The sequence below is a fragment of the Rhizobium altiplani genome, from assembly GCF_001542405.1.
Lineage (GTDB): Bacteria > Pseudomonadota > Alphaproteobacteria > Rhizobiales > Rhizobiaceae > Rhizobium > Rhizobium altiplani.
In genome coordinates, this window is the sequence record NZ_LNCD01000129.1 from 1 (window position 1) to 12125 (window position 12125).

Here is a 12125-nt window from a genome sequence, read left to right on the forward strand (position 1 = left end):
CCGTTTAGCTGGCCTTTCGTGTCGCAAAGCTGAGCGCCAGGACGAGAAAGATCAAGGTGCCCGTTCCAACCTGCTGCCAGTAAAAATTCAGGCCGCTCAAGAGCAGGCCGTTTGCGACGATAGCAAGCAGCAAAACGCCGAGTACGGTCCCCACGATATTGGGGCGACCGTGGATATGGATGGTTGTCCCTATGAATGCGGCGCCAACGGAATTGAGCAAAAATGCGTTGCCTGAATTGGGTACGTAGACTGTCACGGTCGAGGTCAGGACCAGGCCTGCCACCGCTGCGATGACGCCGATCAGGACATAGGTTCCTGCAAGAATGAGGCGCAGCGGCAGCCCGGAATAGCGCACAATATCGGCTTGCACGCCTGCGGCAACGACCGCGCGGCCGAACCGGCTCTGCGAAAGTAGGAAGGCGGCGGCCGCCGCCGTGGCGAGCGCGATGATCAGCGGCACCGGGGCACCGAGGATCGTGCCATGCCCGATAGCACGGAAAGAACCCGGTATCGCATTTTGCGGGAGGTAGATCGGGTTGCCGCCATTGGTGAGCAGCTGCTGAATGCTGCGGCCGACAAAGAGCGTGCCAAGCGTCGCAAGAAAAGGCGAAAGGCCTGCCCAGGAAATAAGGATCGCGTTGAACACACCGACAAGCGCTCCCGCGGCAAGCCCGCCTAAGGCCGCAACACCGACGGAATGGCCAGTCAGCACCAATGACACGAGAGCGAGGCTGGAAAAATCGATCGCCGCGCCGATCGACAGATCGATACCGCCGGAAGCCACGGCGAAGGTCATGGCGACGGCTACGATTGCCAGCAAGCTGAAATTGTTGGCAAGCAGGCTTGAAAGATTGCCAGCTGTCAGGAAGCTCGGCGCTAGCGAGGCAAACAGCCAAAAGACGCAGATCAGCGCGATGATCAGAGCCGTTCGGCCGCCGAGCGCGACAACATTCCTGGAAAGAGATTTGGTCGCCATGGTCAAACGTCCCTGCGAATAAGTGTCGTAACCGATACGGTCAGCAGGATCAGTACACCCTGGACGCCGCTGACCAGCGTGCTGGAGAGATTGAGGAGCTGAAAGCCGTTGAGAAGAACACCGACGAACAAAGCCGATAGCAGGGTGCCGCCGACGGTCGGAACAAGTCGGCGGGAAAACACCGATCCGAGCAGCGCGGTGACGACCACAGGCAGGAGCATCTCGCCCGAACCCGTGCTTGAGCCACTGAGATATGCTGTATTGAGGATGCCGGCGAGACCACCACAAAGACCGCTGATCAGGAAGGCTGCGGCGAGATAGGCCTTCACCGGAATGCCTGCGGAGCGCGCGGCTTCCGGAAATTCACCAACCGCATAAAGTCGCAGCCCATAGCGCGTACCCTGCACGAGAAGAGACATCGCAAGCGAAAAGGCGATCAGAACATAGCCAAGCACCGGGATACCTAAAGGCCCCTGGGAGGAGAGTGCTGTGAGCACATCGCCGGAGGCAGGAATGACCGTGTTTTCGGTCAGCACAAGCTCGAGCCCGGCAATGACATTCATGACCGCCAGCGTCGCCAAAAGAGGCACGATGCCGATCCCGGCCACCGCAATCGCGTTTACCGCACCGACCGCAAGGCCTGAACCGAGCGCCGCGATCACGGCGGCGCCGTCACCGTAGCCTGCCTGTATCAAGCTCGCGTAAATGGCTGCACTAAGACCCATGTTGGCGGCGAGCGACAGATCGATGCCGCCGGTCACGACATTCGGGCCTCCCGCTATCACGACGACCGTGAGGCCTATCGCCAGAACCCCGGTGATTGCCGTCTGCCCCAGGATGTTGCCGATGTTGAACACCGAAAGGAAGAAGGGCGCCGAAACGGAGAATATGACCAGGATCAACAGAAAGGTTATTAAGGCGCCATAACGCAGCAAAGTGGCAGCGAGCCGGGTCTTTTGCTGAGGCGTCTCCGGTTCCGCTCCGGAAACGGGAGCGTAGCTTTCGATATCAACTGACATGACGCAACCTTTCCCGAGCGCCGGTGGCCTCGGCCAATATGTCGTTTGCCATGGTGTGGCTGGATTGAAGCTCGCGCGTAACGCGCCCGCGGAACATCACGAGGACCCGATCCGTCATGCCGACGAGTTCATCGAGATCGGTGGAGAGAAGGATGACGCTTGCTCCGCTCGAAACGAGGTCGGCGATCAGTGCATAGATCTCGGCTTTTGCGCCGATATCAACGCCCACTGTGGGTTCGTCCAGCAGATAAAGGTCGGTGTCGCGAGCCAGCCATTTCGCTATCGCCACCTTCTGCTGATTGCCGCCAGATAGTGACCGGACCAAGGCCTCTCGCCCGTCAGCCTTGATCTGAAGCTTTCGGACGAGTTTATCCGTCTCTCCTGCTTCAGCCTTCCTGTCGAGCCGCCCGAACCGCAAGAATCGGCCGAGGCTGGCGATGGTCACGTTTTCTCTCACACTCATATCGAGTGCCACCCCGTGGCGACGACGATCCTCCGGGACCAGGGCAAATCTTGCCTTGGCCGCGTCTCGCGGCGAGGCAAGTCCGACGTTACGATCTTCGTGGACAATTGTCCCCGATGTTGCCCGTTCCAGCCCAAAGAGGACACGCATCAGGTCCTTGGCACCCGATCCGAGAAGCCCGGTGATTCCGAGCACCTCACCGCGGCGCAAGGTGAAGGAAACCGGCTCGAACTTGCCTGCCACCGCGAGGTCTTGCACGCGAAGAAACTCCTCGCCGAGGCGCACCTGACGAGCGGGAAAGAGATCACCTGTCTCGCGCGCTATCATCAACTGACCGATTTCCTCGGCAGAGGTTTCGGACAGGGCAAGCGTCGCAACATCACGGCCATTTCTCAAGATCGTGACGGTCTGGCAGATGTCTTCGATTTCTCTGAGGTAATGAGAGATGTACAAGATTGTGACGCCTTCGTTGGCGAGCCGCCTGATCAGCCGAAACAGAATATCGGCCTCCTGGCGCACGAGCGCTGCTGTTGGCTCATCGAAAACGAGAACCTTGGGCTTGCGGATCAATGCACGAGTGATCTGAATGATTTGCTTTTCCGCCGTGGTCAGCTCCGAGATCAGCGCGTTCTGAGGCAGTTCGATCTCGAAATAGAACTTGAGCAGGCGCGCCGCTTCGTGTCGCATGCGCCGACGATCGAGAAAGGGTGTCGCCCCAAGGCTTGGTTCGTCACCTAAGAAAAGCGCTTCCCCGACAGTGAAGCTTGGCGGCAGGAGCCGATCCTGGTGGATAAAGTGGATGCCAAGTTCTTCCGCAAGCTTCGGGGTCAGCCGCGCGTGTGTCGTGCCATCGATCTCTATTGCGCCATCGTCTGGCTGGTGGAGACCGGCGAGGACCTTGATCAGTGTGGATTTGCCAGCTCCATTTTGGCCGACCAACCCATGCACTGTTCCCCGTCTTACAGTCAGTCCCGCGCCATCAAGAGCGCGCGCCCCCCCGAAGGTCTTGACGACCTGGCTCAGCTTGAGAATGTCGGCAGGGTCAGTTTCCGCTGCGATTATTTGGCTCATATGGGTGCTCCGCACGCTGAACGATGGCCGCACCTTTGAACAGAGGCGCGGCCTGGTCACTAAAGTCAGCCGATGCCCAGCTTTTTGGTGACCTCGCCGACGTTCGCCTTGTTGGCGAGAAGCGCCGGCACGTAGGTTTCGCGTGGCAGTTTTTCGCCAGAAAGCAGGCGGGCAACGTTGCGAATGGCGGTGCGCCCGAGCTCTGCCGGTTGCTGTGCAACGTCGGCTGCGGCTGGAGACTTGGGGTCGGCGACCAGCTGGAGGACTTCCGGGCTGCCATCGACGCCATAAGTCTTGATCTCGGTTCGCCCAGCAGCCACAAGAGCCTGCGTTGCGCCAAGCTGCGGCACATCCCAGGCCGACCAGATTGCTTTGATCGAACCTTTATCTGGATAGCGATTGAGGATCGCGGTCACCTGGGTAAAGGCATCTTGGACGGTATTGGGGATGACATCGCGCAGTTCCGGCTTGATGATCTCCACCTTGGGGAAATATTTCACGACGTTTACGAGCTGATCGTAACGGATCGCACAAGGCGTGACGCCGTAGAAGCCGTTGAACACGACGATCTTGCCTTCGCCGCCGATATCGGACACGAGCTGCAGGGCGAGGTCCTTGCCGAGACCCCAGTTGTCTGAGGTCGAGTTGTTCAGTGAATAAGTGGAGCCGACGTCGATGGTCAAAACCGGTATGCCTGCATCGCCGGCCTTCTTGAGCCAGGGGTCGATGACCGTCAGCGTTCCAAGAAGCTGGACAATGGCGTCCGGCTTCTGCCCGATAAGGGTCTGGAGCTGCGAAACGAGTTTGCCGTCGTTGCGCCCCGCATCCACGGCGATCGGCTCGCCACCCAGCCGCTTTACCTCCTCGATCTGGGCATTGTAGGCCTGGAGATCGAAGAAGTGGTCAGTGCCGGCGGCGCTGATGCCGATGCGCTTGCCTTTGAGCGGCAGGTCTTCAGCAGCAAGTGTCGGACGAATCCCGATCGCTGCGGCACCGGCGACCGCTGCGCCCGCCAGTGCGGTAAACTTCAGAAGGTCGCGGCGGCCGAGACCTGTGGCTGATTTTTCAGTCATGATTTACTCCTTTGATTGTGGGTTGCTTTGGCTGTTGCGATGCGAGGCGGAGATCGTGGCAGTTGCAGCTGGCAAGGCCATCATTGTTGTCTCGCAGCTTCAAAACGACGCGCTGTTGATCGTTGAAAGACAAGACGACATACCGCGGAAGCACTGGAATACCGTCTTAGCCCCGACCTAATGCACGCCGAGTTTCTCGATGACCTCTTTGACGTTGTCCTTGGTCGCAAGCATGGACGCAACATAGGTCTCCCGCGGCAAGGTCTCGCCAGCCAGGACACGGGCAACATTGCGGACCGCGGTGCGCCCAAGTTCGGCCGGCTGCTGGACCACATTGGCGGCAGCAGGGGAGTTCGGATCGGCGAGCAATTGCAGCGCTTCCGGGCTGCCGTCGATGCTGTATGTTTTGATATCCGTGCGGCCGGCGGCCACGAGAGCCTGTGTGGCTCCCACTTGAGGGATATCCCAGGCCGACCAGATCGCTTTGATCGAGCCTTTTTCCGGGTAGCGGTTCACGATGGCGGTGACCTGGGTGAAGGCATCTTGAACGGTATTGGGGATAACGTCGCGTAGCTCCGGCTTGATGATCTCCACCTTCGGGAAATACTTGATCACATTCACCAGCTGATCGTAGCGGATCGCGCAGGGCGTGACCCCGTAGAAGCCGTTGAAGACTACGATCTTGCCCTCGCCGCCAATGTCCGAGACCAGCTGCAGAGCGAGGTTCTTGCCGATTTCCCAATTGTCGGATGCCGTGTTGTTCAGCGAGTTCGTCGATCCGACGTCCAAGGTGAGGACGGGGATGCCGGCATCACGCGCCTTCTTCAGCCAGGGATCGATAACCGTGAGCGTGCCGAGCTGCTGGATGATGGCGTCGGGCTTCTGCGCGATCAGTGTCTGAAGCTGGGAGATGAGCTTGCCGTCGTTGCGCCCGGCATCAACGCCGATCGGAACGCCGCCCAGGCGTTTCACCTCCTCGATCTGGGCGTTATAAGCCTGGAGATCGGCGTGGTGGTCTGTGCCCACGGTACTGATGCCGATGCGCTTGCCCTTAAGAGACAGCTCGCCGCTTGCCAGGCCGGGGCTGACGCCGACCAAAGCGGCACCGGCGACCGTTGCGCTGGCAAGCGCGGTGAGTTTCAGGACTTCACGGCGGCCGAGACCGCGATCTGGACTTTCTATCATGGACATCTCCTACAATAGCGAAATTGGTGCCCGAGAGGCTCGGGAGGTTGAATGCACTTCACGCGCCCTGCACCTTGCAGCGCGCCACGAGCGCGCATCCCCTTGACGGCGGTCAGGCCGCAGCGGAACTTTCGTCGACTTTGTCCGGGCTCTCTGCCGTTAATGCCGGTGCTTGCCCGATGCGCCACTGACCGGGCGGCGGCGTTCCATTCACCGCGAAATCACCGACGATCCGGTCTTTGTAGATGCGGGGATTGTGTGACGATATCGTTCGTGCGTTACGCCAGTGACGGTCGAGCGCGGTGGACGATTTCGCTGCCGAGGCGCCCAGCGTGTCGAACAGGATCGTCGACGCCTCGAGAACCAGATTGGTGACCACGCCGAGGGCTTGTGATGTTTCCAGTTCGGCAACCGCATTTGCGCGTTCCACGGCCTCGTCATTGCCCGCCAAATTGGCGACATGGGCGCGTTCTTGGGCCGCCGCAACCTGCAACACGATTGCAGTGGTGGCGTAGGCATTGGAGCGAATGCGGCCAACGACCTGGAGCACCTGTGGATCCTGGCTCGATCGGGGACCGGCAGCGTGCGAAAATTGGCGTGTTCGTGCCGAAACCGCAGCGGCGGTCTCAATGGCGATAGCGCGGCCTATCCCGGCCAAGGTCGCCAGATGAACAGTCTGGTAGAACGCAGGGCTGTAGCCAAACTTCGTGTCGTCGACCACGACGTCAAGGGGATCTACCCTCGCATCGGAAAATGTCGTGGTTCCGCTTGCGGTCAGCTTCTGCCCGAACCCGTCCCAGTCGTCGACAACGCGCACACCCGGGTCGTCGCGGCGCACGAGCACGGTGATGCCCTCGCCTTCCAGGCCTGTCGCGCCGACATCGATCCAATCGGCAAAAAGCGAACCGGTCGTGTAGTATTTCTCGCCGTTGAGCACGAGGCCATCGCCTTTGCGGGCGATATGGGTTGCAAAGGCGCCTTGGCTGGCATTGCCAATCTCGGTCCAGGCGTTGCCAGCGATCTCACCGTTAGAAATGCGCTCAGCCCAACGTCTACGGAAAGCGCTCGGTGCTGTGTTGACGACGTTTTCCACAAAACCAAAATGGCCGCGCAGTGCCTGCGTTATGTTCGAGTCGGCGGCGGACAGTTCGATCAAGAGATTGAAGAACTCCGCCAGCGTCGCTCCAAGTCCACCTTCGCCCTCCGGCAGGCGAAGTGCACCGAAGCCCGCACGTTTTAGCAACGCGATCTGGGCATCAGGAAGGATGCGGTTGAACTCGCGAGCTATGGCGCCTTGTCTGATCTCCTCGAAAAGCGGACGAAATTTCTTGGCGAGGTCCTCGTAGCGGGCACTCGGCCCCGCTCCCCAAGCTTGATCAACCTGTGACATGATGCACCTAATGTTAAGAGGCTGTGGCAGCGATTACGCGCCAATCGTTTTCAGCTGGGGCGTCAGGGCTGCGGCCTCGCGGCGCTTGACCGCCTCGATGTCCCGATACGCGTTGGCCGGATGGGTGGCTGGCAGATAGGGACCGTTGCCGAACAACTTCTCGCGGAGCGTTCCGGGACGGTAGGCTGTCGGATAGGCGCCGCGTTTTTGAAGTTGTGGCACAACGTGCTCGACGACATCTTCGAAGCTGCCGGGCGTCACGGCATAGGCGATGTTGAAACCATCGACGCCGGTTTCAGCCACCCATTCTTGCAGAATATCGGCAATCTGCTCGCCCGAGCCGACAAAGACTGGCCCCATCCCGCCGATGCCACCGAATTTCGCTAGTTCATCGATGGTCCATGATTTGTCGCCGCCGGCAATGTGCTCGACGAAGGAGTGGATCGCGTTTGTTTCAATTCGCTCGACGACATCGGTGGGCGCATACTGACCAAAATCGATTCCGCTCCAACCAGACATGAAGACGAGAGATCCGTCGTACGAAACGTATTTCTTATAGTCCTCGAACTTCGCCTGCGCCTTCGCCTCGGTCTCATCTGTTATGATGGTGATCAGCGTGTAGATGAACACCTTCTTCGGGTCGCGCCCTGCGGCCGCGATACGCTCGCGAATATCGGCGACATAGCCCTTCAGGAGAGATTTTGTCGGCGCAGCGACGAAAATGCATTCGGCATGGGCGGCGGCGAAAGCCTTGCCGGGACCTGAGGCCCCAGCCTGATAGAGTACCGGCGTTCTCTGCGGGGAGGGCTCGGACAACTGGTAGCCGGGAACATCAAAATATTTGCCCTTGTGCCCGATCTCGTGGACCTTTGTGGGGTCTGTAAAGATGCGGCGAGCCCGATCCCGCACGACGGCCCCTTCTTCCCACGAGCCCTCAAGCAACTTGTAGAGCACCTCCACATATTCGCTCGCGATCTCGTAGCGGTTATCATGGCGTTTCAGCCCTGCCTGGCCAACGTTCTTCGCGCCGCTTTCGAGGTAGGAGGTCACGATGTTCCAGCCGACACGGCCCTTGGTATGGTGATCGGCCGTCGCAAGCCTGCGCGCAAAGGTATAGGGATGCTCGAACGAGGTAGACGCCGTGATGCCGATGCCGAGATGTTCGGTGGCAAGCGCTATAGGCGCGGCCAGCTGCAGGGGATCGTTGACGGGGATCTGTGCCGCCTGGTGAATGGCGTGGTAGTTGGAGCCTTTGTAGACGTCATAATAGCCAATAACGTCAGCGATGAAGATGCCATCAAAGATTCCGCGCTCGAGTGTGCGAGCTAAATTCTGCCAATATTCGAGATCCTTGTAGGTCCACGACTTATCGTCGGGATGGGCCCAAAGGCCGGGCGACTGGTGGCCGACGCAGTTCATATCGAAGGCGTTGAAACGGATGTGGCGAGTCATGGTGTCCCTCTTCATCGGGTACAACCTAACATCGCGCCATCAATTATGTAGATATTCTATAATTTTTATAGACAAAAAAGCGGAAGATTTTTTCGTGTATGCTGGAAACCATATCTTCGGGATGCCCAATGAGTTCCGGTAGCGTCCGTTATCGACCGGAAGGCACGACCTGGAAAACACATATATCCTCCACCCCCTTGGTCATCCCTGACGCGTATCCATCGCCGAGGTTGAACCGCTTTTGTGAACGGATGAAAGAACAAAGCCATTCGTCTCCAACAAAGCTGCAGGTCGGGGCTCCGCGCCGCCGCCGCTTATCTGAATTTTGGGTCCTTCCTCCATGCCGCGGAGGCAAGTAGAAGGCCTGAGACAAGCTCAATTCTCGCTAGCTGCCGCTTTCAATGCATCCTCAACTTCGCTGATCCCGGGGGGCATTGGGTTCCATAGCGGCGCGCCGCGCCTCCTCCGTGCGCTTGGATGAACTGAAGATTTTTTGGATGACTAATCAAGCGCGGCGCGCCGTTTCCTCGAGTGATACTGCCTGCTGTTCGGTCCGCCTGGAGATCGAGCGCACTATAGCTTATCTCCGGCGCGCCGCCATCAAGCGCTGCCTTTGCGGCTGCCACCGTCCCGGGCCCCTTGCGAGCTGCTCGCCTGCGGCATTGAAGTCGACCTGCAGCTGGTCTGTCGTTTTGCACTTAATCGCAAGACTCCGCATTCAATAATTTCAAGAAGATAGCACGGCACTTAAATTGAGATCGGTCGTTTAACTTGAGACTCGCCGGTCCGATTTGGCACTTAATGTGAGATTCACCGCATAGGAAAAGATAACCACCGATGGCCAAGCTTCATCGGAAAATGCGAAATGTTACAGAACGTTATCTCGGAATCGGAGAGTGCCAAGCGGCTAAAATCGAACCGGCGAATCTCGAATTAAGTGCCATGAGCTGCCGGAACGGGCGCATTCTTACAGTTAAATGCCAAACGACACCGCTTTAAAACGATGGAGCGCAAGTTTGTCTTCCTCGGCCCATATTGCGACTGTTTTCAGCCCCAACTCGTTGGCGGCACGAAAGATGCGGATGGCGATTTCAGATCGGTTGGCGACGAGGATTTTCGAGATCGTCACAAGCTTACCCTCTTCAACGAAGACACTACAAATCGGAGTTAACCAAGCCCTCCCCCCCGGCGCGCATCAAGTTGGGTGAAGCCCCGCTAATGAAGGTCTCACTTTCGCCAATGGCGCACTCGTGCCTGCAGTTTCGTGAGGCACAAAGTAGATCGCTTTTGATTTGATCAGCCGCAAACTTTCGTCAAAGCGCTATCGATCGCATTGGTGATACGGTCGATATCGTCGGCCGTAGCGATCAGCGCCGGCGAAAGGCAAAGCGTATTGTTGAGCCCGCCGTGCAGCGAGCGATTGGTGGCCCCAATAATGACCCCCTGTGCCAGGCAGCCGGCGACGACAGCCTGGACGCGCTTTTCGTCGAGCGGCTCCTTGGTTTGGCGATCGGCCACGAGTTCGGCGCCGCAAAACAACCCCTTGCCACGCACGTCGCCGATGACAGTATGCTTATCCATCAGCGAGGCCAGGTTCGCGAGCATCCGCTCGCCCATGCGGATCGTGTTCTCCAGCAAGCCTTCATCCTCGATGATGCGCATGTTCTCCAGCGCGGCCACCGGACCGGCGGTGCACCCGCCGAAGGTCGAGATGTCGCGAAAATAGCTCATGCCGTCTTCGGGTGCGTCCTTGAACATCTCGAACACACGCTCTGTCGTGACCGTGCACGAAATCGCGGCATAGCCGGACGCCAGCCCCTTGGCCATAGTCACAATATCCGGCTCAATCCCGTATTGCTGGTAACCGAACCAGGCGCCAGTGCGACCCAGACCGCACACCACTTCATCGATATGAAGCAGGATATCGTACTTGCGGCAAATTTCCTGAACGCGCTGCCAATAGCCTTGAGGTGGAGTGATGACGCCGCCGCCGGCGGTGACTGGTTCGAGCACAATCGCGCCGACGCTATCCGGCCCTTCGCGCCGGATCACCTCTTCGATAGCATCGGCGGCACGTTCGCCGTAGTTTTCGACATCCCATTGCTTGCGGTATTCCAGGCAATGGGGGACCATGACGAAACCATCGGGATACGGACCATATTGTTCGGCCCGCTGCGCCTGGCCGGAGGTGGCAAGCGTGCCGATCGTGGTGCCGTGATAGTCGCGTTCACGATAGAGGATCTTCCATTTCTTGCCTCCGTGATGGCGCGCCGCGATCTGGCGGACCATCTTGTAGGCCTTCTCGTTGGCTTCGGAGCCGGAGTTCGAATAATAGACACGGGTCAGCCCCGGCATCTTCTCGATCAATTTTTCCGCGAATAAAGCTGCCGGAACGTTGCCAGCTGCACCAGCATAGTAGTTCAGCTTGACGAGTTGGTCGCGCACCGCGTTGGCAATGCTCTCGCGTCCATAGCCGACATTGACGGTCCAGACGCCGCCGGACACAGCGTCGAGATATTCCTTGCCGTTAACATCCCAGAGCTTCATGCCCTTGCCCTCGACAAAAACCCTCGGGTCGACAGTCTCATATTGCTTGTGTTGGCTCAGGTGATGCCAGACATGTTCGCGGTCGGCGGCAACCACGTGGGACAGGTCGTTTTGTTTCAGGTTGATGGTCATGGAAACCTCCGTATTCGTTCGAGCGATAGAAAGAAGAGGCTGTAGCCTCCCAGCGTCATCTGTCAGGCGACAGCTTGTGCACCTGTGATTTCGACCAGCGAGCCGCACATGAAAGCGGCCTCGTCAGAGGCAAGGAAGGCGACCAGAGCGGCAACTTCCTTCGGCTTGCCGATGCGGCCGAAGGGCACGAGCTTGTCGAGATCGGCAATGGTACGTCCCGAGCGCTTGACCCCGGCCTCGAGCATCGGCGTATGGATTTCGCCGGGGCAGACCGCATTGACGCGGATCTTGCTGGGTGCGTAGTCGCGCGCAAGGTTTTGCGTGAAGCTTGCCACCGCAGCCTTCGTGACATTGTAAGCGATGTGGTTCGGCGCCGGATAAAGTCCCCATTGCGATGCCGTGTTGACGATGGCGCCGCCACCCGCCTCGATCATATGGGGCAGTGCCGCCTGGCAGAGATGAAACATAGCGTCGATATTGACCGCGAAACTCAGCCGCCAATCCTCAGGCGTCAGCGACAGCAGATTGCCGCGACGATTGATGCCGGCATTGTTGCAGAGCACATCGATCCGCCCTTCCGTCGCCATGACGTCTTCGACGATTGCGCGGCAGCCTTGGGCGTTCGAGATGTCGCTGGCGAACGCCCGGGCGTTGCCGCCCTCGGCCGAAATTTGGGCGGCTGTGGCCGCAGCACCCTCAGCGTTCATGTCCGTGAGGACGACCTTGGCCCCCTCCGAGGCGAAGCGGGCGCTGATCGCACCGCCGATACCGCCAGCTGCACCGGTGACGATGACGACTTTGTCTTGGAAACGCATGG

At 59.0% G+C, this 12125-nt stretch carries 9 protein-coding genes and 1 pseudogene; all 10 read right to left on the minus strand.

The annotated features are described in order from the left end of the window. Positions 1-4: 4 nt before the first annotated feature. Positions 5-976 carry an ABC transporter permease gene (locus AS026_RS31915; RefSeq protein WP_007539487.1) on the minus strand — a complete coding sequence of 324 codons (972 nt, stop codon included), beginning with the start codon at positions 974-976 and terminating at the stop codon, positions 5-7. A 2-nt stretch (positions 977-978) separates the two neighbouring features. Then, the gene (locus AS026_RS31920) at positions 979-1995 is read right to left on the minus strand and encodes an ABC transporter permease (protein WP_028746904.1); all 1017 of its coding nucleotides are present in this window, start codon (positions 1993-1995) and stop codon (positions 979-981) included. Beyond that, the gene (locus AS026_RS31925; RefSeq protein ID WP_037075242.1) at positions 1985-3529 is read right to left on the minus strand and encodes a sugar ABC transporter ATP-binding protein; all 1545 of its coding nucleotides are present in this window, start codon (positions 3527-3529) and stop codon (positions 1985-1987) included. Before AS026_RS31925 ends, AS026_RS31920 begins: the two co-directional genes overlap by 11 nt. Before the next feature lie 65 nt (positions 3530-3594). Further along, complete coding sequence (locus AS026_RS31930; RefSeq protein WP_028746906.1) at positions 3595-4602, minus strand: sugar ABC transporter substrate-binding protein; 1008 nt, start codon at positions 4600-4602, stop codon at positions 3595-3597. A gap of 177 nt (positions 4603-4779) precedes the next feature. Further along, positions 4780-5787: a sugar ABC transporter substrate-binding protein gene (locus AS026_RS31940; protein ID WP_028746908.1), complete on the minus strand. Its 1008-nt coding sequence runs from the start codon at positions 5785-5787 to the stop codon at positions 4780-4782. 112 nt (positions 5788-5899) lie between these two features. Then, entirely contained in the window at positions 5900-7177 is a 1278-nt protein-coding gene (locus AS026_RS31945) for an acyl-CoA dehydrogenase family protein (RefSeq protein ID WP_028746909.1), read from the minus strand. Positions 7178-7210: 33 nt separating this feature from the next. Continuing rightward, positions 7211-8629: an LLM class flavin-dependent oxidoreductase gene (locus AS026_RS31950; RefSeq protein ID WP_028746910.1), complete on the minus strand. Its 1419-nt coding sequence runs from the start codon at positions 8627-8629 to the stop codon at positions 7211-7213. A gap of 991 nt (positions 8630-9620) precedes the next feature. Continuing rightward, a pseudogene (locus AS026_RS40700) lies at positions 9621-9758 on the minus strand (biotin carboxylase N-terminal domain-containing protein); the annotation flags it as partial. Positions 9759-9925: 167 nt separating this feature from the next. Then, positions 9926-11308, minus strand: a complete 1383-nt coding sequence (gene tpa / locus AS026_RS31955; RefSeq protein ID WP_028746911.1) for a hypotaurine--pyruvate aminotransferase Tpa — start codon at positions 11306-11308, stop codon at positions 9926-9928. A 62-nt stretch (positions 11309-11370) separates the two neighbouring features. Beyond that, positions 11371-12123, minus strand: a complete 753-nt coding sequence (locus tag AS026_RS31960) for an SDR family NAD(P)-dependent oxidoreductase (RefSeq protein ID WP_028746912.1) — start codon at positions 12121-12123, stop codon at positions 11371-11373. Positions 12124-12125 lie beyond the last annotated feature (2 nt).